The sequence below is a fragment of the Tropicimonas aquimaris genome, from assembly GCF_042676185.1.
GTDB classification, from domain to species: domain Bacteria; phylum Pseudomonadota; class Alphaproteobacteria; order Rhodobacterales; family Rhodobacteraceae; genus Tropicimonas; species Tropicimonas aquimaris.
Genome location: NZ_JBHTJT010000007.1, coordinates 1 through 23,244, shown reverse-complemented (window position 1 = coordinate 23,244; position 23,244 = coordinate 1). Strand labels below are relative to the sequence as shown.

Sequence of the window (23,244 nt, the reverse complement as noted above, 5' to 3'; positions counted from 1 at the left end):
CAGCATGACAATCCGAGTCGGGTCTTGCGCGATGCACGGGATCCGATGGCTCACAGGCTGCCCCTTCACGACGGCTATCCCAATGATCTGGATCAAGGCTTCGCCCGGACGGGCCGCGCAGCGCGCCGACTGGGGCAATGATAGCAAGCAGATCAGCGCTCGGGAACGGATTTCGGAGGTGGCAGCGGCGCCCTGCGGCCCGGGGTCAGCCGCGACCGCAGCAGCGCCAGCGGGTGGGCCCGCAGGGTGAGCCGCATGGAGACGTAATCCTCCACCACCTGCTCGCCGAGCGTCATCTCCGGCAGGTGGGCCGCGGGCTCCACGATCCCCTCGCCCTCCAGCCCGCCGGCGAAGAGCGGCAGCGGCCGTGCCGCACGGAGCGCCCGCGCCTCCCACAGCGCCTCGCGTCGGCTCAGGCCGATATCGGCAAAGGCATCAGCCTCGGCCAGCACTTCCAGCAGGTTGGGCGGGGTGCCGGCGCGGCGCCAGACCTCCTCCAGCGCGAGGTAGCCGTTGCCGCGGGCGGCGGCGATCCAGCCCGCCTCTTCCTCCCGCATCGCCTTGATCTGCCGGAACCCGAGCCTGAGCGCCAGCCCGCCGCGCCCGTCGGGTTCCAACACGTTGTCCCAGTAGGAGGCGTTGATCGAGACCGGCAGCACCGTCACCCCGTGCTCGCGCGCATCGCGGACGATCTGCGCCGGGGCGTAAAATCCCATGGGCTGCGAATTCAGCAGGGCGCAGGCAAAGACGCCGGGATGGTGCCGCTTGAGCCAGGCCGAAGCATAGACCAGCAAGGCAAAGCTCGCGGCGTGGCTTTCGGGGAAGCCGTAGGAGCCGAAGCCTTCGATCTGGCTGAAGCAACGGGCGGCGAAGTCCTCGTCGTAGCCGTTGGCGCGCATGCCGGCCATGAAGCGATCATGGAATTCGCTGACGTTGCCGTGCTTCTTGAAGGTCGCGAGCGAGCGGCGCAGCCGGTCCGCCTCTTCCGGCGTGAAGCCCGCCCCGACGATGGCGATCTGCATGGCCTGCTCCTGGAAGAGCGGCACGCCGAGGGTCTTGGCCAGCACCGCGCCGAGGGCGTCGGAGGGGAAGCGCACCTCCTCCTCGCCGTTGCGGCGCCGGATGTAGGGGTGAACCATGTCGCCCTGGATCGGGCCGGGGCGGATGATCGCCACCTCGATCACCAGGTCGTAGAAGCAGCGCGGCCGCATCCGGGGCAGGAAGTTCATCTGCGCCCGACTCTCGACCTGGAAGACGCCGAGACTGTCGGCCTTGCAGAGCATGTCGTAGGTCGCCGGGTCCTCGGGCGGCAGGGTGGCGAGCGTGTAATCGAGCCCATGATGCTGCTCCAGCAGGTCGAAGGCCTTGCGGATGCAGGTCAGCATGCCGAGCGCGAGGATATCGACCTTGAGAATGCCGAGGGTGTCGATGTCGTCCTTGTCCCAGGGGATGACCGTACGGTCCTCCATCGTGGCGTTCTCCACCGGGCAGAGCTCGTCCAGCCGGCCCTCGGTGACGATGAAGCCGCCGACATGCTGGCTGAGGTGGCGCGGGAAGCCCTGGATCTCGGCAATCAGGCGCATGGTCTGGCGCAGACGGCGGTCGGTCGGGTCGAGCCCGATCTCGCGCATCCGCGCATCCTCCATCCCCTTCATGTTGCCCCAGCCCCAGATTTGGCTGGAGAGCGCGGCGACGGTGTCCTGGCTGAGTCCCATCGCCGCCCCCACCTCCCGCACCGCCCGCTTGCCCCGGTAGTGGATCACGGTGGCGCAGAGCCCGGCCCGGTGGCGGCCGTAGCGCTCGTAAATGTGCTGGATCACCTCCTCGCGGCGCTCGTGCTCGAAGTCGACGTCGATGTCGGGCGGCTCGCCGCGGGCCTCGGAGACGAAACGCTCGAAGACCATGGTGCCGATCTCCGGGCTGACGGAGGTGACGCCGAGGGCGTAGCAGACCACCGAATTGGCGGCCGAGCCCCGTCCCTGGCAGAGGATGTTGCGCGAACAGGCAAAGGCCACGATGTCGTGCACGGTCAGGAAATAGGGCGCGAAGCCGAGCTTTGCGATCAGCGCGAGCTCGTGCTCGAGCTGCGCCTTGACCTTGGGCAGCGCACCGGAGGGGTAGCGCCAGCGCAGCCCTTCGCGGGACAGCCGCTCCAGCCGGCCATCCGCGCTCTCGCCGCCCGTGACCTCGGACGGGTACTCGTAGCGCAGGGCGTCGAGGCTGAAGCGGCAACGCGCGGCGACCTGACCGGCCCGGTCCACCGCCGCCGCGTGGGCCCCGAGCATCTGCCGCATCTCGGCCTCCGTGCGCAGGCGGCACTCGCCATTGGCCAGCGCCGCACGGCCCAGCTGCTCGATCCGGCAGCCGGTGCGGATCGCGGTGAGCACATCGGCCATCTGGCGGCGACGCCCGTGGTGCATGCGCGGCTCGGCAGAGGCGATTGTGTCGACCCCGAGCCGCTCGGCCAGCCGCGCCTGCCGGTCGAACCGCGCGGCATCCTGGCCGTCGTAGCGCGGCGCCATCACCAGGTGCACGGACCCGCCGAAGCGGCGCGTCAAACGCTGCGCCCGTGACAGCCACGCGCCCGCGCCGCCCGGATCCGGCAGCGCGCCTGGAGAGGTCTCGGGGTGGAGAAGCAGCTCCATCCCCTCCCCCCATTCGAGCAGGTCCTCCAGCCGCAACAGGCATCCCCCCTTCTCGGCCCGGAGCCGGCCCAGCGAGATCAGTCGGCACAGCCGCCCCCAGGCCGCCCGGTCGCGCGGCAGCGCGGTGACGGAAACCCCGTCCTCCAGCACGATCCGCGCGCCGGGGATCAGCCGCGGGACATTGCGGATGGCGAGCGAGGGCGGGGCCGGCAGATGCGCGGGCCGTGGCGGCCCGATCGGGCCATCCGCCGCCTCCGCCGCCTGTCGCTCCGCCACGATGCGCGCGATCTCCCGCGCCTGCGCATGGGCCCGCACGATCCCGGCCACCGAGTTCTCGTCCGCGATCACCAGCGCCGCCAGCCCGGTCAGGGCCGCGCGTTCCATGTATTCCTCCGGGTGCGAGGCGCCGGTCAGGAAGCTGAAGTTGGAGGTGGCCGAGAGTTCCGCGAAGCCCGCACCGAGATCGCCCTCGGGCGGGGATGGATCAGAACCAGAGATATGGGGCGGCGAGTCAGGCATCCCCTCATTTTATTCCCGTTTTGTTCTCTTTCGAAGCGGGAATCTCGGCGCGCCGCGCAGACGGCATCAGAGATGTTCGGAGAAGGCCTCGACCACGGCCTCGTAGACCGCGCGCTTGAAGGGGACGATGTTCTCGACCAGCTCGCCGGCGGGGAGCCAGCACCATTCGGAGAACTCGGGATGGTCTGTCTCGATCTGGATCTGGTCGTCGCTGCCAAGGAAGCGGCACAGAATCCATTTCTGCTCCTGGCCGCGGTACTTCCCCTTCCAGACCTTGCCGACCAGTTCAGCGGGCAAGTCATAGCGGACCCAGTCCTCGGTTTCGGAGACGCATTCGACGAGGTCGGCGGTCACCCCGGTTTCTTCCCAGAGCTCGCGCAGGGCCGCCTCGCGGGGGCTCTCGCCCTTGTCGATGCCGCCCTGGGGCATTTGCCAGGCGGGAACGTCGCTGTCCTTGCGCTGGCCGACGAACACATGCCCCTCGGCGTTGACGAGCATCACGCCGACGCAGGGGCGGTAGGGGAGATTTGCGGGATCCTTGGTCATGCCGTCTTATCCGAGGCCATTTGGCCGAGCGCAAGGGGCTGCGGAGGGGGCCGAAAAGCAAAGGGCGGCCGAAGCCGCCCCTCGTCCGGGTTGCCTCCCCGTCACTCCGACGGATCGAAGGCCGAGAGGCCCTTGAGGATGTCGATGGCGTAGGCCAGCTGGTAATCCTCCTCGCGCAGGGCGGCGGCGTCCTCGACCTTCTGGCGCTCTTCCTCGATCTGGCGGCGCTCGTCCTCGGTCAGGCTGTCGTTGTCCAGCCGTCCGCGCAGATCCGCTTCGGAGCGGGAGAACCGGTTCACGGCCTCGTTCTCCTCCTCCTCTTCGGCTGCGGGGCGGCTCGGTGGCTGCTGCACGACAATGTCGGGCGAGACGCCGAGCGCCTGGATCGAGCGGCCGGAGGGCGTGTAGTAGCGGGCCGTGGTGAGCCGCATCGCGCCGTCGCCCTTCAGCGGCATGACCGTCTGCACCGAGCCCTTGCCGAAGCTCTTGGTACCGACGACGATGGCGCGGCGGTGATCCTGCAGCGCGCCGGCGACGATCTCGGATGCGGAGGCGGAGCCGCCGTTGATCAGCACCACCACCGGCTTGCCCTCTGCGAGGTCGCCCTCGGTGGCGTTGTAGCGGTCGCCGTCCTGCGGGTCGCGGCCGCGGGTGGAGACGATCTCGCCCTTGTCGAGGAAGCCGTCGGACACCTTGATCGCCTGGGTGAGCAGGCCGCCCGGGTTGTTGCGCAGGTCGAGCACGAAGCCGTTGACGTTGTCCATGCCGCCCAGCTCTTCGACCGCTTCCTTCAGCCCTTCCTCGAGGTTGGGGTAGGTCTGGTCGTTGAAGGTGGTGATCCGCAGGACCACGGTGTCGCCTTGGGTGCGGGTGCGCACGGCGGTGAGCTTGATCGTGTCGCGGATGATGGTCACGTCGAAGGGCTCGTCGACGCCCTCGCGGACCACGGTGATGAGAATCTCGGAGCCGACCGGGCCGCGCATCATGTCCACGGCCTCGTCAAGCGTCAGGCCGAGCACGCTCTCGCCATCGACATGGGTGATGAAATCGCCGGCCTCGATCCCGGCCTCGTCGGCGGGCGTGTCGTCGATCGGGGAGACGACCTTCACGAAACCTTCTTCCTGGGTCACCTCGATGCCGAGACCGCCGAATTCGCCGCGGGTTTGCACGCGCATGTCGTCGGCGTCGTCGGGGGAGAGGTAGCTGGAATGCGGGTCGAGCGAGATCAGCATACCATTGATCGCGGCCTCGATCAGGTCGCGCTCGTCGACTTCCTCGACATATTGCGCGCGAATCCGCTCGAAGATGTCGCCGAACAGGTCGAGCTGTTCGTAGATGGAACTGTTCCTGTCGGCTTCCTGGGCGATCAGCGGACCGGCTACCTGGGTGGTCACGACCGTGCCTGCCACTATGCCGCCCACCGCGGCCATCACGAACTTCTTCATGCGGTCCTCATTGTCCTTGTGTCGGGGTGAACCACTCCGAAGGGTCCACCGGGGCCTCGCCCAGTCTCAGCTCCATATAAAGCGTCTCGCTGCGCCCGACGCCACCACTCTCTTGCATCTCCTGCGGTTCTTCCGCAACCGCCGGAACATTCGGCGGCGCTTCGCCCATCAGGCCGAGGGGGGCACCGGCGACCACAAGCTCGCCCGCCTCACCATAGACCGTTCCCATGCCGGCAAGCACCACCAGAGTGTCGTTGGCGGGCTCAAGGATCATCACGTTTCCGTAGTCCAGCAGCGGGCCGACATAGCGGATGGTGGCCTCGGCCGGGGCGGTGACGAGTGCGCCAGGGCGGGTTGCAATCACGACGCCGGGCCGGGTGATGCCGGCTGCATCGGTCGCGCCGAAGCCATGCAGCACCACGCCCTGCACCGGATAGGGCAGAAGACCCTTGAGCGCGGAGAAGTCGGGATTCTCGGACGGGCCGAGCGCCAGAGTGCCGAGGCCAGCGGCGAAGGCGTCGATGGTCTCGGCCGTGGCGAGCAGGCGGCGCATCCGCTCGGGATCGGCGGAAAAACGCCGCGGCAGGTCGGTGCGGTCGGCCATCGCTTGCGACAGGGCGGTGCGGGCCTCCTGCGCGCCCTTCAGCCCGGCTGTCACGGCCTCCTCCGCCTCCTCCCGAAGCGCCTGCAGGACCGCGATCTCGGTCAGCGAGGCGCGCAGGCTCTCGACCTGGCCCTGGATCTCCGGGGTGAGGTCGCGCAGCATCATGCCCGAGCGGGCCATGCCGACCGGGCCGGTGGGGTGGAGCAGCAGCAAGGGGGCGGGCGAACGCTCGATGGAGGTCAGCGCTCCGAGCAGCTGGGAGATCTCCGCGTCGCGGGCATCGAGCTGTTCGGTCAGCAGACGCTCCTGGCGCGCCGCCTGGCGCATCCCCGCGCGCAGGGCGGCAAGCCCCTCCTCGTAGGCCTGGACGGTCTGGGTCAGGGCGCGCACCCGGTCGCGGGCGCCGCCCGCGGCCTCCAGCGACCGCGCCGCCGCCTCGAGTTGCTCCGCCGCCTGGCGGGCAATGACGGCGGGATCGGTCTCGGCCGTGACCGCACCGGCAAAGCAGGCAAGCGATGCGGCCAGCAGCAGGCGCCGGATCATGCGTCGATCAGGCTTTCGCCGGTCATTTCCCCGGGCTGCGGCAGGCCCATCAGCGCGAGGATCGAGGGCGCAACGTCGGCCAGCTTGCCGTCGTGCAGCTTGGCGCCCTCGGGACCGTTGAACAGGATCACCGGCACGAGGTTGGTGGTGTGGGCGGTGTGCGGCCCGCCATCCTCGGCGATCATGGTCTCGCAATTGCCGTGGTCGGCGATCACGATCATCGCGCCGCCCACCTTCTCCAGCGCCGCGACAACCTTTCCCAGCCCCTCGTCCACCGCCTCGACGGCCTTCTCCGCGGCTTCGAGGATGCCGGTGTGGCCGACCATGTCGGGGTTGGCGTAGTTGGTGACGATCAGGTCGTAGCCCTTCTCGATGGCCTCGACGAATTTCTCCGTCACCTCCGGGGCCGACATCTCCGGCTGCAGGTCGTAGGTCGCCACCTTGGGCGACTTGGGCATGAAGCGGTCCTCGCCGGGATAGGGCGTCTCCACCCCGCCGTTCAGGAAGAAGGTGACATGCGGGTATTTCTCGGTCTCGGCCAGGCGGAACTGCGTCTTGCCCTGCTTGGAGACCCACTCGCCAAGGGTGTTCACGATATCCTGGGCGGGGAAAATCACCTCCATGAACTCGTTGTGGCGGTCGGAATACTCGACCATGCCGCAGATCGCGCCCCACTGGGGCCGCGCGGAGGCGTCGAAGGCGTCGAACTCGGGATCGGCCAGCGCGGAGAGGATCTCGCGGGCGCGGTCGGCGCGGAAGTTGAGGAACAGCAGGCCGTCGCCGTCCCTGGGCTGGGTGTAGCCCTTGATCTTCGTGGCCTTGACGAATTCGTCGGTCTCGCCGCGGGCATAGGCGGCCTCGCAGGCGGCGCGGCCGCTCTCGGCTTCGTTCTCGGCCTTGCCGGAGACGATCAGGTCGAAGCCCTGCTGCACGCGCTCCCAGCGGTTGTCGCGGTCCATCGCGAAGTAGCGCCCGATCAGCGAGCCCACATACGCCCCCTCGGGCAGCGCCTCCTCGAAGCTGCCGACCTGCCCCGCGCCCGATTTCGGCGCCACGTCGCGACCGTCGGTCAGGGCATGGATCTGCACCGGAACACCGGCGCTGGTGATGACGCGCGCGGCCTCGAGGATGTGATCCTGGTGCGAATGCACCCCGCCGGGCGAAATCAGCCCCGACAGATGCGCAGTGCCGCCGGTCTCCTTGAGTTTCGCGATGAAGCCCTGCAGAGCCTCGCGTTTGGCGAAGCTGCCATCCTCGATCGCCAAGTCGATCTGGCCGAGGTCCATCGCCACGACGCGGCCGGCGCCGATGTTTGTGTGCCCGACCTCGGAATTGCCCATCTGCCCTTCCGGCAGACCGACCGCATTGCCAAAGGTCACCAGCGTGGCGTTCGGGCAGGTCGCCATCAGCCGGTCGAAGGTGGGCGTCTTGCCAAGCACCGGGGCGTTGCCCTCTTCCTCGGGCGGGCGCGTGCCGATGCCCCAGCCATCGAGAATGCACAGAACGACAGGTTTGGGAATGCTCATGCGGAGGTCTCCTTGGTTGCGCCTTTCGTAGTGCTGTTAGCGCCGGAATGGAACCGATAGAGCGCCGCAGGCAGGGCAATCCGCGCGCCCGCGCAACGCATGGCTCAGCGGCCGGTCACGCCATAGGCGAAGAGACCGATGTATTCGCGGAGACCAACCCCGAGCAGATCCAGATTCTGCGTGAGGTCCCAGTCGAGCGGCGGCCCCTTGCGCCCCCTGAAATCTGCCGGCCAGGGCACGATCCCGGTCCAGCCGGCCCGTTCGAAACTGCGCAGCGCGCGCGGCATGTGGAAGGCGGAAGTGACCAGCACCCAGCTCTGCCCCGGTTGCGGCTGCACCATCTCGAGGCTCAGCACGGCATTCTCCGCGGTGTTGCGCGAGGCGGTCTCGAAGGTCAAGCGTTCCGGGTCGAGTCCCGTGCGCTCGAAGAAGAGCCGTGCGGACCGCGCGTGGACGCGGGGCGCGTCCAGAGCATCCTTCAACGCGCCGCTGCCACCGACATAGATCACCCGCGCCTCGGGGTGGCGCAGCGCGAGCGACAACGTCTCGATATAACGTTCGCCCCCCTCGCCGACCTGCGGCTGGCCGAACCGCGGTGGCCTCTCGCCACCGCCCAGGACGATGATCCCGTCGACCTGCCCCAGCGGCGGGTTCGCCGGATAACGCTGCTCCAGCGACATCACCATCCGGCCGCCAATCGGAATTACGCCGATGGCGAGCACCAGCCCCAGCGTCAAGGCGGACCAGAGCCGCGCGGCACGGAGCCGCCCGAACCAGGCCGCCAGACAGGTCAGTCCGACACCGATCAGGATCCAGGTTTCGGGCTTGAGCAGGGCCCATGCGAGCTTGGAGAGAATGAAGAAAACCGTATCCACCGGCAAACCGTCCTGACCCTTCGTGATGGCGCGAAGAAATGCCTAGCCGGTGTAACACCGTCGATACGGCATGCGCCACGGCCGCGACGCCAAAGCATCACGCCCCTAGACGCGGTGATAGGGCGCGCCGGCCAGGATCGACACCGCGCGGTAGATCTGCTCTGACAGCATCACCCGCACCAGCATGTGCGGCCAAACCATCTTGCCGAAGGAAAGGGTGAAATCGGCCTCGGCGACCAGCGCCGGGTCGATTCCGTCTGCGCCGCCGATGACAAAAGCGATGTCCTGCGTGCCGGTGTCGCGCCACTCGGCGATCCGCTGCGCGAAGTCGGGCGAGCCGATCACCTTGCCGCGCTCGTCGAGGCAGACAAGACGGGCGCCCTTTGGCAGCGCCTTGCGGATCAGCGCGGCCTCCCCGGCCTTGCCGCCGCCCTTGCGGTCGTCGACCTCGATCACCGAGGCGGAGCTTATCCCCAGCGGCCGACCGCTACGCTCGGCACGCTGGAGGTAATCGGACACGAGCGACAGCTCGGGCCCCGGTCGGAGCCGTCCGACCGCAACGATCGACAGACGCATCAGGACGTGGGCGTCGCCGTTCCGGCCTTGCCCGCGGGCATCCACATCTTCTCGAGCTGGTAGAACTCGCGCACCTCGGGCCGGAAGACGTGGACGATCACATCGCCGGCGTCGATCAGCACCCAGTCTCCGGCATCCTTGCCCTCGACCTTCGACGAGATCCCGAAGTCGGCCTTGAGCCGCTCCACGAGCTTGTCCGAGATCGACGCGACCTGACGCGAGGAACGGCCGGAGCACACGACCATGTGATCGGCCATCTCCGTCTTGCCGCGCAGGTCGATGACGACCACGTCCTCGGCCTTGTCTTCGTCGAGAGAGAAAAGGATGCGTTCAAGCAGTGCGTCGCTCGTGGCGAGGGTCCGGTTGAACTCGTTCGGCACGCTCATGGGTGCCACTTCTGCCGCCGTTTGCGTGGCGACCTCCGCTTGGTGAGACAGTACATTGCCCTCCGTAAATCGCGCCGACTGCGTCCCGACGCTGGACATGATACCACGATAGCATCCAATCGGCCATGGCTCAACGATGCCGCGCCCGACACCGAAACCCGGCATCCGCAGCGGCTTCAACGCCTGCCGCACCGGCGAAATCAGTTGACGAGACCGCTTTGGATATCTGGCGGGAAGTCGATCCACACGGGTTGCATGTGATCCTCCGCCGTGGCCTCGAAGGCGACGGCGAGCAGGACAAGCGCTGCGATCAGCGCGATATGAACGTTCATGTAAACCCGGGACATGGGCATAACTCTCGATGTGACGGCGGTTCTGTTCGGCGAAACCGTTAAGAAAGCTCTCCGACAAAAAGAATCAAGCCCTGCGACAATCTGTCGGCGGAATTGCTCCGGCGGCTCAGGCGGAGGGTGGCGCATCCGCAACAGGAGGCTGGCCAAGCAGCCGGACCTCGCGCTGCGGGAAGGGAATTTCGATGCCCTCGGCCTCGAACGCGTCCCAGAGCGCGAGGTAGACGTCGCCCCGCACGTTGGTCAGCCCCTTCGTCGGGTCGGTGATCCAGAATCGCAGCACGTAGTCGATGGAGCTCTCGCCAAAATTGGTGATGTGGCAGACCGGGTTGCGGGTCTGGACGACGCGCCCGACCGAGAGCGCCGCCTCGATCGCGGCGGCACGGACCTTGCGGGGATTGCTGCCGTAGGCGGCGCCGAAAGTGATGTCGAGCCGGACGAACTCGTCGGAATGGGTCCAGTTGACCACCTGCCCGGTGATCAGATCCTCGTTCGGGATCAGGTATTCCCGCCCGTCCCGGGTCACCACCGAGACATAGCGCGCGCCGAGCGACTGGATCCATCCGAAGGTCTCGCCCAGAGAGATCACGTCGCCGGGCTTCACCGACTTGTCCATCAGGATGATGATGCCCGACACGATGTTGGAGACGATCTTCTGGAGCCCGAAGCCGATGCCGACGCCGATCGCACCGGAGAGCACCGTAAGCCCCGTGGGATCGAAGCCCACCGCCCGCAGCCCGAGGAAGATCGCCGAGACATAGAGCAGCGCCTGCAGGATCTTGGTCAGCAGCACGCCGAGCGTGGGTGAGATGTCCTGGCTTTCGCGGATCCGGCGGCTCAGGGCGTTGGAGAGCAGCCGCGCCAGGAAGACCAGCGTGCCCACGATCACCAGCGCCTTCAGAATGCTCAGAAGCGACAGCCGGAACGACTGGATCTCCAGCCCGATCGAGTCGAGCAGCGAGAACGTGTCGTCGAGCAGGCCGGTGAAATAGAGGGTTGCATAGATCCACGCGGCCCAGGAGACGATCCGCCGGGTCAGCGGATTGCCGATGAACGGGGTCGCGATCCCGATCAGCAGCCAGGCCAGCGAGATGGTCCCGACCACCACGAGGATGTAGCTCCGGGAGGGGAAGAGCCCCATGATCTCGCGCATCACGAAGATCGCCGCCCAGCAAAGCGCCACGAAGGTGATGAGTGCGATACGCCGCTGCAGGATGACGAGGAATCGCAACTGGCCCTTGCTGAGCCCTTCCATCTCGCGAATCCGCTCCCGAACCCGTTCCGCAAACAGCCATCGGGCCAGCAGCGAGAGCAGGATCAGGACGACGATCAGGCCGATCTGGAAGAGTCGCGAGGGCAGCAGCATCAGGCGGGCCGAAAGCCCCAACTGCCGCGCCAGCGCCTGCAACTCGAGGAGAAATGCCTGGATATCCTGCTCCATGAGGCAGGATTGCATGTGAATTTGGCGCGGCGCAATGCCCAAGCCCTTGCGGCGAAGGGCGAGTGATTGTACCGGAAGGCGCATGGCAAAGACTGTCGACATGGATGACCACGCGCGCCTGCCCTGGCGTTTCCACGGCCTCGAAGGCCGCGCCACCGCGCACCTATGATTGCCGGCCGCCTCGACTGCGGCGCCGCAATCCCCATGTCTTCATCACATACCCCGAACGGGAGATTCCCAAATGACCGCCCCCAAGACCCTCTATGACAAGATCTGGGACGCCCACGTTGCCCACGAGGCCGACGACGGCACCTGCCTGCTCTACATCGACCGCCACCTCGTGCACGAGGTGACGAGCCCGCAGGCCTTCGAGGGGCTGCGCATGGCGGGCCGCAAGGTGCACGCGCCGGACAAGACCATCGCCGTGCCGGACCACAACGTGCCGACCACGCCGGACCGCGAGCAGGGCATCAAGAACGAGGAGAGCCGCATCCAGGTCGATGCGCTCGACAAGAACGCGCGGGATTTCGGGATCAACTATTACCCGGTCAACGACATCCGCCAGGGTATCGTGCACATCGTCGGCCCCGAGCAGGGCTGGACGCTGCCCGGCATGACCGTCGTCTGCGGCGACAGCCACACCGCGACCCACGGCGCCTTTGGCGCGCTGGCGCACGGGATCGGCACGTCGGAGGTGGAGCACGTGCTGGCCACCCAGACGCTGATCCAGAAGAAGTCCAAGAACATGAAGGTGGAGATCACCGGCCAGCTGCGGCCGGGCGTCACCGCCAAGGACATCACCCTCGCCGTGATCGGCAAGACCGGCACCGCCGGCGGCACCGGCCACGTGATCGAGTATTGCGGCGAGGCGATCCGCTCGCTGTCGATGGAAGGCCGGATGACCGTCTGCAACATGGCGATCGAGGGCGGCGCCCGCGCCGGCCTGATCGCGCCGGACGAGACCACCTTCGAGTACATCAAGGGCCGCCCGCACGCACCCAAGGGCGGGCAATGGGAACTGGCGCTCGAATGGTGGAAGACGCTCTTCACCGACGAGGGCGCGCATTTCGACAAGGTGGTGACGATCCGCGGCGAGGACATCGCCCCCGTCGTGACCTGGGGCACCTCGCCCGAGGACGTGCTGCCGATCACCGACAAGGTGCCCGCCCCCGAGGATTTCACCGGCGGCAAGGTCGAGGCCGCGCGCCGTTCTTTGGAATACATGGGTCTGAAGCCGGGCACCCCGCTGTCGGAGATCGCCATCGACGCCGTGTTCATCGGCTCCTGCACAAACGGCCGGATCGAGGACCTGCGCGCCGCCGCCGCCATCGTGAAGGGCAAGAAGATCGCCGAGGGCGTCCGGGGCATGGTCGTGCCGGGCTCCGGCCTCGTGCGCGCCCAGGCCGAAGAGGAAGGCCTGGCCGAGATCTTCCAGGAGGCCGGCTTCGAATGGCGCATGGCGGGCTGCTCGATGTGCCTGGCCATGAACCCCGACCAGCTCGCGCCCGAAGAGCGCTGCGCCTCGACCTCGAACCGAAACTTCGAGGGGCGCCAGGGCTTCAAGGGTCGCACCCATCTGATGAGCCCCGCGATGGCCGCTGCAGCGGCCGTCACGGGAAGGCTGACAGACGTCCGCGACCTGATGTAAGAAGGGATCATTAGCACATGAATTGAGCCGGACATATCAAGGGGAAGCAGCATGAGTGAATGGGCCAGGTGGCTTCTCCTTGGATGTCTATCGGTTCTGTTCGGCGTGCTGGCGCTGGCCAACGCGATGGCGGTCTCCTTCGGAATCACCATCGTGACGGGCTCGCTGCTGATCCTCGCAGGCCTCATCCAGGTCGGCATCGGCTTCAAGGACGAGGGCGGCATGAACAAGGTCGTCTCGATCATGCTCGGCCTGCTGGTGGCCGTCCTGGGCCTGTCCTTCCTGCGCAACCCGTTCGAGGGCATGATGTCGCTCACGCTGGTCATCACGCTGTTCATCGGCGCGGCCGGCGTGTTGCGGCTGTTCTGGGCGTTTCAGATGCGCCAGACGCGGTTCTTCTGGATGATGCTGCTGTCGGGAGCTCTGTCGATCCTGCTAGCGGGGTTCATCTTCGCCAATTTCGAGCAGGCCTCGGCGCGCCTGCTCGGCGTACTTCTCGGGATAGAGCTGCTGTTCAACGGGCTGGCGCTGGTGGTGCTGGCGCTGTTCCTGCGAACCCGGCTCGATAACCTCTGATGCCCGGCCGACCCGCGCCTTAGAGCCCCAGCACGCGCTGCAGCGTCCACCAGGCGCCCACCAGGGCGATGGCGGCGGAAGCCGGGATCGCGATCACGGCGCGATACCAGCTTTGACGTCCAAACGGCAGGCCGACCAGCAGGAAGGCCACGAGGATCACCGCAAGCTGGCCGAACTCCACGCCGACATTGAAGCCGATCAGCCCGGTTACGAAGCGTCCCGCCTCCATGCCCACGTCGCCAAGCACCGAGGCGAACCCGAGCCCGTGCAGCAGGCCAAAGCCGAACACCACCGCGATCCGGGCCCAGCCGATCCGCCCGCCGACGATGTTTTCCACCGCGATGTAGACGATGGACGCCGCGATGAGCGGTTCGACCACCGAGGCGGGGACCGAGACGATCCCGAGGCTGGCGAGCGCCAGAGTCGTCGTATGGGCCAGGGTGAAGGCCGAAACCTGGAACAGAAGCGGCCGGAGGTGGAGCGAGAAGAAGAACAGCCCGAGTACGAAGAGGATATGGTCGAGCCCCTTCGGCACGATATGCTCGAACCCCGAGACGACGTAGCGAGAGAAGACCGGCCAGACGCCCTCGTTCACGAGGTCCTCGCGCGGCAGCGGGGCGCTGACGTCGCCGCCCTGCAGGATCGCCGAATAGGCAGTCTCGCCGCCGCCAACCTGCCGGATCACGAGCGGCCCGTTGCCCGCGGCCCAGCCCACGGTGACCGGCGTGCCGTCATCGGGCAGAGCTGCCTCGATCTCGAGCGTGGAGTCGCGCGGCAGGGCGGTGTCGCCGATCTCCGGTATCCGGACCGAGACCAGCACAGGGGAGAGCGGCGTCTCTCCCGCTGCCATCAGGAAGCTCTCCGACAAAACCGGCCAGGCCTCCCGGAAGGCCGCGTCCAGATCCTCGGGCGGCATTTCGCGCAGCCGGTCATGGTAGCCCGAGAGCGGGGAGTCGTTGGTGTCCTCGAGGCCCGCGAGGCTCATGCCCGCGACCAGTGGCTCCACGGTCAGGCGGATGACGATGTTCACCCGGTCCGCCCCCACCTCCACATCCGCCACCGCAGGCCGCACCTCGTGTGCCTGTGCAGGATGCAGCAGTCCCATTGACAGTGCGCAGATCAGCAACAGGTTCCGTGTGATAGCGGCGAAGGATCGAATAGACATGCGCACCCTGACCTTCCTCTTCACCTGCTGCCTCGGCCTCGCCGCAGCGCCATCGCTCAGCCATGAATTCTGGATCGCGCCCGAGCAATATCAAGTCGATGCACGCGCGGTGATCCGCGCCGACCTTCGCGTGGGGCAGGATTTCACGGGCTCCACCATGATCTTCAATCCCGACGAGTTCGCGCGGTTCGACCTGATCCGGGACGGCGCGGCAACGCCGGCGTCCGGGCGGCTTGGCGACCTGCCCGCTCTGACGCACGCCGCCGGCGCCCCCGGGCTCGTCGTCGTGGTGCACGAAACGCAAGACCGCGTGGTCACCTACAAGGATTGGGAGCAGTTTCGCCATTTCGTCGAGGAAAAGGATCTCGGGCCGGCGCTGGAGAGCCACCGGCAGCGCGGATTGCCGGACGCCGGCTTCGGCGAGAGCTACCGGCGCTTCGCCAAATCCCTGGTGGCAGTCGGCGATGGCGCGGGGGCCGACCGACGGGTCGGGCTGAACATAGAGATCGTGGCCGAAGCGAACCCCTACACCGACCGGCTGGAAGGCGGCATGCCGCTGCGGGTCTTCCTCGACGGCGCTCCCCGCGCCGATGCGCAGCTCGAGCTGTTCGAGCGCGACGCGGAGGGCGCGGTCACGTTGACACTGCATCGGACCGATGCGGAGGGTCGGGTCACTGTTCCGGTCACGCCGGGCGCCGCGTATCTCGCCAACAGCGCCGTGCTCCGCACGCTCGACAACGACGCGGCCGACGCCGGGCCGGTCTGGCATACCGACTGGGCCTCGCTGACCTTCGCCGTTCCCGACGCGTCCCCCTGACACACGCCTCGCTTGCCCCCAAGGCCCGCCTGCGGTAAGCCCCGGCAACCCATCCCAGGAGCCTTTTGCCATGGACAAGTTCACCACGCTGACCGGAATCGCCGCCCCGCTGCCGCTGATCAACGTCGACACCGACATGATCATCCCCAAGCAGTTCCTGAAGACCATCAAGCGGTCGGGCCTCGGCGTGAACCTGTTCGACGAGATGCGCTATGATTCCGAGGGCAACGAGAACCCCGATTTCGTGCTCAACAAGCCGGCCTACCGCAACGCCGAGATCCTCGTCGCGGGCGACAATTTCGGCTGCGGCTCCTCCCGCGAGCACGCCCCCTGGGCGATCAAGGATTTCGGCATCCGCTGCGTGATCGCGCCCAGCTTCGCCGACATCTTTTACAACAACTGCTTCAAGAACGGCATCCTGCCGATCGCCCTGCCGCAGGAAGAGGTCGACAAGCTGATGGACGACGCCGAGCGCGGCTCCAACGCGATCATCACCGTCGACCTGGAAAGCCAGACGATCACCGGTCCGGACGGCGGCACGATCTCTTTCGAGGTCGACGCGTTCAAGAAGCACTGCCTGCTGAACGGTCTGGACGACATCAGCCTGACGCTCGAGAAATCGGCCTCGATCGAGGCCTTCGAGGCACAGGCACAGACTTCCCGTCCTTGGGTCTGATCCCCCTCATACCACTAGATATTGGGCCGCCTTTTCGGGCGGCCTTTTTTTTACCACATCTTTGATGCAAAGCCGCACCAGTTCCCTCGCAAAACGGCCCAATTAAATTTGTTAACCTTAACCGAGACTTGCCGGGAAGAGTCGAAGTGAGGCAAAAATTGGGCAAAGTTGAGGCAAATCGCTGTCAAAGGCGAAACAACAACGTCCGGCGAGGCTCGCGGCAAAGAATCGCGACCGGTCGAGACGAAGGAAACGGGTAGTGCTGACCAAGCTGACAAGTGCCGGAGTCCGTGCCGTTCTCGTGGCGATCGTCGTTGCCACGCCGTCGCTTCTGCTGCCCTCCGTCAGTGGGGATACCTCCCAGATCGTGGTTCTGATCGGGCTGGCCTGCGCGGTGCTCACCTTTGTCGAATACGCCTCCGTCTACCCCAGCCTCGTCGAATTCCGCGACGCCCCGCCGTTCAACCGCACCCGCTACCTTTCGCTGTTCATGACGGTGTTCTTCCTGTCGGTGCTGGCGCGCGGGCAGGTGATGCCGAACGGTCTGACGCTGTTCGTCCAGGCGGTCGGCGCGTTGATCGGCCATGCGCTGGACTTCCCCTATTCCCCGGTGCGGCTGGTGATCCTCAGCCTGCCAGACACCGCAACCGTCCAGGAGATCGCACAGGTGCGCGCGGCGGCAGGCATGGCCTACCTGATCGGACTGCTGGCCATCACGTTTTTCTACCTGATCCTGAAGCTGCACAACTGGCCCAACCGGTCCGGCGCCTTCAACGTCTGGATCAACCTGCCGACCTTCGACCCGACGGCCGGCGGCGACGTGGTGGACCGGCTGAACCGGGACGCTCGCGTTAACCTCGCCTTAGGCTTTCTCCTGCCATTCCTGATCCCGGCCATCGGCAAGGCGGCAGCGGAGCTGTTCGGCAACGCCATGGTCAACGAACCGCAGACGATGATCTGGATGGTATCCCTATGGGCCTTCCTGCCGCTGAGCCTGTTCATGCGCGGCATCGCCATGGCGCGCGTGGCCGACATGATCCTGGAGATGCGCAAGCGCACCTCCGCGGCGGAAACGCCGGGCGGCCTGCTCGTTACCTGACCAAACTCCTTCTCGTCTGGCTGCTGGCCGTGCTGCCGCTCGCTGCGGCGGCTGAGACAGTGCGCGTGGCGACCTATACGGTGGAGCTCTCGCGCAAGGGGCCGGGACTGCTGCTGCGCGACATCCTGCGCGGCGAGGACGAACAGGTCGCCGCCGTCGTTAGTGTGATCGCCCGCGTCCGTCCCGACATCCTGCTGCTCACCGGGTTCGACGTGGACCACGGCAACGCCGCGCTCTCGGCCCTCGCGGACCGCATGGCCGAGGCCGGCGCGCCCTACCCGCACCGCTTCAGCCTCCGATCCAATGCCGGAATGGCCACCGGGCTCGACCTCGACGGCAACGGCCGCGCAGGTGAGCCGCGCGATGCGCAAGGGTATGGCCGTTTCGCCGGCCAGGGAGGCATGGCCATTCTGAGCCGTTTCCCGATCCTCTCCGACGAGGTCACGGATTTCTCCGCCCTGCTCTGGAAGGATCTGCCGGGCGCACATCTGCCGGAGGCCGAGGGCGCCCCCTTCCCGTCCGAAGCCGTGCTCGCAGTGCAGCGGCTGTCGTCCACCGGGCATTGGGTCGTGCCGGTGGCCTTGCCCGGCGGAGGCAGGCTGCACCTTCTCGCCTACGCCGCCACGCCGCCCGTGTTTGACGGCCCCGAGGACCGTAACGGGTTGCGCAACGCGGACGAGGCCGCGCTGTGGCAACGTTATCTGGACGGGGCGCTTGGGCACGCGCCGCCTGAGCGCAATTTCGTCATACTGGGGAAGCTCAATCTGGACCCGCTGGACGGCGACGGGCGGCACGCGGCGGTGCGCGCGCTGCTCTCGGACCCGAGGCTGCAGGACCCCGCGCCCACCGGCGAGGGCGGCGCACTGTACCCCACGGCCGAGCACCACGGCGCTCCAGAACTCGACACCGCGGATTGGCCGGAGCCGGCAGAGGGCGGGCCCGGCAACCTTCGGGTCGATTACGTCCTGCCCGCCGCCGGAATGCGCGTGCTGGCGGCGGGCGTACACTGGCCCTCAGGCGGCCTGGCCGGGGAGGATGCTGCCGCCGCCTCGCGCCACCGCCTTGTCTGGGCCGACCTCGAGCCGGAGGGCTGAGGCGATCGCGGCGTCCAGTGGAGTGTCTGCGAAACCGGGCAGCGCGGCGCGGAAGGCAGTTCCGTCCAGGAAATGCGGCTTGCGCCAGAGATAGCTCATCTCGAGCAGCCCGCGCCCCATCGGCCAAAGCGGCGCAGCAAGCTGGAAGGGCAGCCAGTTCATCCTGCGGGCGCGCAGCGGTCGGCCCAGCACCCGCTCGAAGGCCGCGTGCATCTCCTCCCCGGTGGCTCCGAAACCCGGGAACGGCAGGTCGGTGAAACGGTCCAGCCTGTCGGCGCGCTCCGCCAGCGCGACCGCCGCCCGCGCCAGGTCGGGCAGGTAGGCCCAGGCATGACGGCGATCCATCGGGCCGGGGTATTCGAACACCCCGCGCGACAGCCGGGAGGCGAGCACCCGGTCGAACCATAGGCCGCTGGGTTCGGTGTCGATGAAGTCCCCTGCCCGCAGGATCAGCGTGCGCACGCCGGACTCCCGGAAGGCCGCGTTCATCTCCGCCCGGATCTGGCCGAGCCGGTTCCGGGCCACGTGGGGCACGTCGGCGGTCAGACGCTCTGGCGCGGTGTCGCCATAGGGGTAGACGTTGCCGGGAACGATGACGAGTGCGCCGCTGGCCCGCCCGGCCGCGATCACCTTGCGCGTGAGCCCCGGCACCTCGGACTCCCAGCGATGATAGGGCGGATGCCAGCCATGGACGATCACCTCCACCCCGCGGGCGGCGTCTTCCAGCCGGTCTCGGCGGCGGTCGAAGCGGCGGACGTCCCACCCGGCGGCAGCAAAGGCGGTTGCGGTATGGCCCCCGAAGCGTCCGCTGGGGCCGAGGATCAGGGCAGTGCGCGTCATGGCGTTTCCTTTCTGGCTGAAACCTTGCTTGGATCTGCCACAAGTCTGCTCCATGCGTTTTCTTATGAATATTGCCAAAAGTCCGACATCTGATATTCAAAATTGAATGCCTCAGGATCTTTCCTCCCTCAACTGGTCGCGCGTCCAGTCCTTCCTGGCCGTGGCCGATACCGGGTCGCTGTCGGGTGCCGCGCGCGAGCTGGGCCTGAGTCAGCCGACGCTCGGGCGCCAGATCCGGACGCTGGAGGAAGCACTCGGCGTCACGCTCTTCACCCGCCAGCCGCGCGGGCTCGCGCTGACCGAGGCCGGGCAGGCGCTGGTGCCGCCGGCGCGCGCCATGCGGGAGGCGGCGCAGGGATTCGCGCTGACCGCTGCGGGACGGGTGGACGTGATCGCAGGCACCGTGAGGGTCGCGGCGAGCGACGTGGTCGCGCTCCATGTCCTGCCGGAGATCCTCGCCGGGATCCGGCAGAGGGAGCCCGAGATCGAGATCGAGATCCTGCCGTCGGACCGCAGCGCCAACCTCCTGTTCCGGGAGGCGGATATCGCCCTGCGCATGTACCGGCCGGACCAGCTCGACATGGTCACCCGGCATCTGGGCGACGTGCCCCTCGGGCTTTACGGCGCGCGCAGCTATCTCGACCAGCGCGGACGGCCGGAGCGCCTCGACGACATCCGTTCCCATGACCTGATCGGCTATGACAGCGACGAGACGCTGATCCGCGGCATGCGGGCGCTCGGCCTGCCCGTGGACCGGCATTGGTTCGCGCTGCGCTGCGACGATCACAACGTTCTGTGGGAACTGGTCCGGGCCGGATGCGGCTTGTGCTTTGCGCAGGTGCCGCTGGCCGAGGCCGACCCGACTGTCGAGCGCCTGCTGCCGGACCTGCCGCTCCCGACCCTGCCGGTCTGGCTGACGGCCCACGAGGCGATGCGGCGGACGCCGCGAATCCGCCGGGTCTGGGAGCTGCTTGCCGAGGGTTTGGCGCGCTACCTCGCTCAAGGCGCCCTGCCCGCGCGAGACCGCCCGTGAGTGGCGCCCCAGTGGGCGGTTCTTGACCGTTCCCCGGCGCAGAGGTAACCCCGCCGGGACACATGTTGCGAGGACCCACAAACCATGAGCACCCCTTCCCTTCTCATCCTGGCCGGAGACGGCATCGGCCCCGAGGTGATGACCGAGGTTCGCAAGATCATCGACTGGTTCGGCGCCAAGCGCGATCTGGCCTTCGACGTGAGCGAAGACCTGGTGGGCGGGGCGGCCTATGACGTGCACGGGGTGCCACTGGCCGACGAGACCATGGCCAAGGCACAGGAGGTCGACGCAGTGCTGCTCGGCGCCGTCGGCGGGCCGAAATACGACGACCTCGATTTCTCGGTGAAGCCGGAACGCGGGCTGCTGCGCCTGCGCAAGGAAATGGACCTGTTTTCGAACCTGCGCCCGGCTCAATGCTTCGACGCGCTGGCGGATTTCTCCTCGCTGAAGAAGGACGTGGTCGCCGGTCTCGACATCATGATCGTACGCGAGCTGACCTCGGGCATCTACTTCGGCGAGCCGCGCGGGATCTCTGTCAACGCCAATGGCGAGCGCGAAGGGGTGAACACGCAGCGCTACACCGAGAGCGAAATCGCCCGCGTGGCCCGCTCCGCCTTCGAACTGGCGAAGCGGCGTGGCAACAAGGTCTGCTCGATGGAGAAGGCCAACGTGATGGAGTCCGGCATCCTGTGGCGCGAGGTCGTCCAGAAGGTCCATGACGAGGAATACCCCGATGTCGAGCTCAGCCACATGTACGCCGACGCCGGTGGCATGCAGCTCTGCCGCTGGCCCAAGCAGTTCGACGTGATCGTCACCGACAACCTCTTTGGAGACCTGCTTTCCGACGTGGCGGCGATGCTGACCGGCTCGCTCGGCATGCTGCCTTCGGCGAGCCTGGGCGCGCCGATGGAGAACGGCCGGCCAAAGGCCCTTTATGAGCCGGTGCACGGTTCGGCCCCGGACATCGCCGGCCAGGGCAAGGCCAACCCGATCGCCTGCATCCTGAGCTTCGCGATGGCGCTGCGCTATTCCTTCGACCAAGGCGCGGAAGCCGACCGGCTGGAAAAGGCCGTCGAAAAGGTGCTGGCCGACGGCCTGCGCACCGCCGACCTGATGGGCCCCGAGGGGGGCAGCCCGGTCTCCACCTCGGCGATGGGCGACGCCATCGTCGCGGCGCTCGACGCCTCGCTCTGAACCACATTGCGGGCGCCCGCTCCAGCGCGGGCGTCCCCGAAGACTGCCGGGCCGGTTTTTTCTTCCCACACCGGAACATTGGCAGTATCCCTGCATTATCCCTGCAGACAGCAAGCCGGGTTTGCCCTCATGACGAACAACACGAAAGGCGCCCTGCTGGCGCTCGTCGCCTTTGGCATCTTTTCCACCCACGACGTGCTGGTGAAGTACCTCGGCGCTTCCTATTCCACCTTCCAGATCGTGTTTTTCAGCGTCCTGCTCGGCTTCCCAATGGCGACGCTGATGCTGATGAACGACAGGAACGACGGCAACCTGCGCCCGCGCCACCCCTGGTGGACGGCGCTGCGGACCATCGCCTCCGTCGTCGTGGCTGCCTGCGCCTTCTATTCCTTTTCGGTTCTGCCGATGGCACAGGTCTATGCGATTCTGTTCACCGCACCGCTGTTGATCACGATTCTCGCCATCCCGGTTCTTGGCGAACAGGTCGGCATCCGCCGCTGGATGGCGGTCATCGTGGGCCTCAGCGGAGTGATGATCGTTCTGCAGCCGGGCTCGACCCAGCTCGAGCTCGGCCATGCCGCGGCGCTTGTCGCGGCCTTCGGCAGCGCGTTTGCCTCCATCATCGTGCGCAAGATCGGCCACGAGGAACGCAGCGTGGTGCTGCTACTCTATCCGATGATGGCCAACGTGGTGCTGATGGGCATCATCCTTGCCTTCGTCTACGAACCGATGCCGCTGATCGATTTCGGCGCCGTGGTGATGATCGCCGCCATGGCTTTCGTCGCCACTCTCACGATCATCGCGGCCTACAAGACCGGCGAGGCCGTCATAGTCGCGCCGATGCAATATTCGCAGATCCTTTGGGCGACGGCCTACGGGCTCATCTTCTTCGACGAGCGCCCGTCGCTGAACACCGTCCTCGGAGCCGCCGTCATCATTGCCAGCGGCGTCTACATCGTGCTCCGCGAGGGCCGGTCAAACGCTTCGGAAAATCGCCCGGTGCTGCGCACCCGCAGCCGCTTCGACGCCGGCACCTACCTGCGGGTCGGGGCGCTCCTGCGCCGCCAGGCGGATTCGGCAGCGGCGGAGTCTAAAAAAGCCACAACCTGACCGGAGCCCCTTGCCATTCCTCACCCGCTTCTGTAATCGCGTGCCTCACGGTCGGAGTGTAGCTCAGCCTGGTAGAGCACTGTCTTCGGGAGGCAGGGGTCGGAGGTTCGAATCCTCTCACTCCGACCAATAATCACAATATCTTAGCAGACGCGCCGCGAATCCTGGATTCGCGCGAAGCTGTGATGCCGCACAAATTCAGGGGATTCCCAACGGAAAACCCCGGCGCAGCGGCAACTGCAACCGGGGCTCAATGCTCACAAGACGCGGCGAAACGTCTAAGCGAACATAGCACGATCTGGGCTGAATCCGCAACGGTTTCGCCCTCGCAATTCGCCCGCCGGCTGCACGCCAGCACCCCCTACAAGCGTGGGTTGGTGTGATGGATATGAACATCCCAACGGCCGCGGCGTTTTGCTCCGGCTATGGCCAGCTCGACACGCACAAGAACACTGGCGAGCCATACGACAAGGTGACCTTCTCGGACATCGTGGCGATGGCTGAGAACCCGCCGCAGACCCCCAAGGCGCAAGCGC

General features: G+C 67.0%; 21 protein-coding genes and 1 tRNA gene. 10 read left to right on the top strand and 12 right to left on the bottom strand.

What is annotated here, in order from left to right:
* Positions 1-152: 152 nt before the first annotated feature.
* The 10 genes from ACFQ2S_RS03770 to ACFQ2S_RS03725 all read right to left on the bottom strand — a co-directional run bounded on the left by ACFQ2S_RS03770 (position 153) and on the right by ACFQ2S_RS03725 (position 11,471).
* Positions 153-3,164, bottom strand: coding sequence for an error-prone DNA polymerase (locus ACFQ2S_RS03770; protein ID WP_386072836.1), 3,012 nt, complete (start codon positions 3,162-3,164; stop codon positions 153-155).
* 66 nt (positions 3,165-3,230) lie between these two features.
* A complete protein-coding gene (locus ACFQ2S_RS03765; RefSeq protein ID WP_386072834.1) occupies positions 3,231-3,710 on the bottom strand; it encodes an RNA pyrophosphohydrolase in 480 nt (159 codons plus the stop codon).
* 101 nt (positions 3,711-3,811) lie between these two features.
* On the bottom strand, positions 3,812-5,155 hold the full coding sequence (locus tag ACFQ2S_RS03760) for a S41 family peptidase (protein ID WP_386072832.1): 1,344 nt from the start codon (positions 5,153-5,155) through the stop codon (positions 3,812-3,814).
* Positions 5,156-5,162: 7 nt separating this feature from the next.
* Entirely contained in the window at positions 5,163-6,302 is a 1,140-nt protein-coding gene (locus ACFQ2S_RS03755; protein WP_386072830.1) for a murein hydrolase activator EnvC family protein, read from the bottom strand.
* Positions 6,299-7,828 carry a 2,3-bisphosphoglycerate-independent phosphoglycerate mutase gene (gene gpmI / locus ACFQ2S_RS03750; protein WP_386072829.1) on the bottom strand — a complete coding sequence of 510 codons (1,530 nt, stop codon included), beginning with the start codon at positions 7,826-7,828 and terminating at the stop codon, positions 6,299-6,301. Before gpmI ends, ACFQ2S_RS03755 begins: the two co-directional genes overlap by 4 nt.
* Before the next feature lie 104 nt (positions 7,829-7,932).
* Positions 7,933-8,703, bottom strand: a complete 771-nt coding sequence (locus ACFQ2S_RS03745) for a YdcF family protein (RefSeq protein WP_386072827.1) — start codon at positions 8,701-8,703, stop codon at positions 7,933-7,935.
* Between the two features lie 105 nt (positions 8,704-8,808).
* Complete coding sequence (gene rlmH, locus ACFQ2S_RS03740) at positions 8,809-9,279, bottom strand: 23S rRNA (pseudouridine(1915)-N(3))-methyltransferase RlmH (protein ID WP_386072826.1); 471 nt, start codon at positions 9,277-9,279, stop codon at positions 8,809-8,811.
* Entirely contained in the window at positions 9,279-9,665 is a 387-nt protein-coding gene (rsfS, locus tag ACFQ2S_RS03735) for a ribosome silencing factor (RefSeq protein WP_386072824.1), read from the bottom strand. The genes rlmH and rsfS overlap by 1 nt, the downstream gene beginning before the upstream one ends.
* Positions 9,666-9,865: 200 nt before the next feature.
* Positions 9,866-10,012, bottom strand: coding sequence for a hypothetical protein (locus ACFQ2S_RS03730; protein WP_386072822.1), 147 nt, complete (start codon positions 10,010-10,012; stop codon positions 9,866-9,868).
* A gap of 112 nt (positions 10,013-10,124) precedes the next feature.
* The gene (locus tag ACFQ2S_RS03725; protein ID WP_386072821.1) at positions 10,125-11,471 is read right to left on the bottom strand and encodes a mechanosensitive ion channel family protein; all 1,347 of its coding nucleotides are present in this window, start codon (positions 11,469-11,471) and stop codon (positions 10,125-10,127) included.
* A 226-nt stretch (positions 11,472-11,697) separates the two neighbouring features.
* Between ACFQ2S_RS03725 and leuC the strand changes: the two genes are divergently transcribed.
* On the top strand, positions 11,698-13,104 hold the full coding sequence (gene leuC / locus ACFQ2S_RS03720) for a 3-isopropylmalate dehydratase large subunit (RefSeq protein WP_386072820.1): 1,407 nt from the start codon (positions 11,698-11,700) through the stop codon (positions 13,102-13,104).
* Between the two features lie 51 nt (positions 13,105-13,155).
* Positions 13,156-13,680 carry an HdeD family acid-resistance protein gene (locus ACFQ2S_RS03715; protein WP_386072818.1) on the top strand — a complete coding sequence of 175 codons (525 nt, stop codon included), beginning with the start codon at positions 13,156-13,158 and terminating at the stop codon, positions 13,678-13,680.
* Between the two features lie 19 nt (positions 13,681-13,699).
* Here the strand turns inward: ACFQ2S_RS03715 and ACFQ2S_RS03710 are convergent, their stop codons facing one another.
* A complete protein-coding gene (locus ACFQ2S_RS03710) occupies positions 13,700-14,845 on the bottom strand; it encodes a HupE/UreJ family protein (RefSeq protein WP_386072816.1) in 1,146 nt (381 codons plus the stop codon).
* Between ACFQ2S_RS03710 and ACFQ2S_RS03705 the strand changes: the two genes are divergently transcribed.
* The 4 genes from ACFQ2S_RS03705 to ACFQ2S_RS03690 all read left to right on the top strand — a co-directional run bounded on the left by ACFQ2S_RS03705 (position 14,844) and on the right by ACFQ2S_RS03690 (position 18,531).
* Entirely contained in the window at positions 14,844-15,662 is an 819-nt protein-coding gene (locus tag ACFQ2S_RS03705; RefSeq protein WP_386072815.1) for a DUF4198 domain-containing protein, read from the top strand. The two genes, ACFQ2S_RS03710 and ACFQ2S_RS03705, sit on opposite strands and share 2 nt — an antisense overlap.
* Before the next feature lie 70 nt (positions 15,663-15,732).
* Positions 15,733-16,338, top strand: a complete 606-nt coding sequence (gene leuD / locus ACFQ2S_RS03700; RefSeq protein ID WP_386072813.1) for a 3-isopropylmalate dehydratase small subunit — start codon at positions 15,733-15,735, stop codon at positions 16,336-16,338.
* Positions 16,339-16,597: 259 nt separating this feature from the next.
* Positions 16,598-17,437 (top strand): hypothetical protein, encoded by an 840-nt coding sequence (locus ACFQ2S_RS03695; protein ID WP_386072812.1) that lies wholly within the window; start codon positions 16,598-16,600, stop codon positions 17,435-17,437.
* Between the two features lie 65 nt (positions 17,438-17,502).
* The gene (locus tag ACFQ2S_RS03690) at positions 17,503-18,531 is read left to right on the top strand and encodes an endonuclease/exonuclease/phosphatase family protein (protein ID WP_386072810.1); all 1,029 of its coding nucleotides are present in this window, start codon (positions 17,503-17,505) and stop codon (positions 18,529-18,531) included.
* Here the strand turns inward: ACFQ2S_RS03690 and ACFQ2S_RS03685 are convergent.
* Complete coding sequence (locus ACFQ2S_RS03685) at positions 18,451-19,371, bottom strand: epimerase (protein WP_386072808.1); 921 nt, start codon at positions 19,369-19,371, stop codon at positions 18,451-18,453. The genes ACFQ2S_RS03690 and ACFQ2S_RS03685 overlap by 81 nt on opposite strands.
* Before the next feature lie 106 nt (positions 19,372-19,477).
* Here ACFQ2S_RS03685 and ACFQ2S_RS03680 point away from each other — a divergent pair, with 106 nt between their 5' ends.
* From ACFQ2S_RS03680 to ACFQ2S_RS03665, 4 genes are all read left to right on the top strand, one after another.
* On the top strand, positions 19,478-20,404 hold the full coding sequence (locus ACFQ2S_RS03680) for a LysR family transcriptional regulator (RefSeq protein ID WP_386072807.1): 927 nt from the start codon (positions 19,478-19,480) through the stop codon (positions 20,402-20,404).
* An 84-nt stretch (positions 20,405-20,488) separates the two neighbouring features.
* A complete protein-coding gene (leuB, locus tag ACFQ2S_RS03675; RefSeq protein WP_386072805.1) occupies positions 20,489-21,598 on the top strand; it encodes a 3-isopropylmalate dehydrogenase in 1,110 nt (369 codons plus the stop codon).
* 129 nt (positions 21,599-21,727) lie between these two features.
* Positions 21,728-22,708, top strand: a complete 981-nt coding sequence (locus ACFQ2S_RS03670; RefSeq protein WP_386072804.1) for a DMT family transporter — start codon at positions 21,728-21,730, stop codon at positions 22,706-22,708.
* Positions 22,709-22,760: 52 nt separating this feature from the next.
* A tRNA-Pro gene (locus ACFQ2S_RS03665) sits at positions 22,761-22,837 on the top strand.
* The last annotated feature ends 407 nt before the right edge of the window (positions 22,838-23,244 follow it).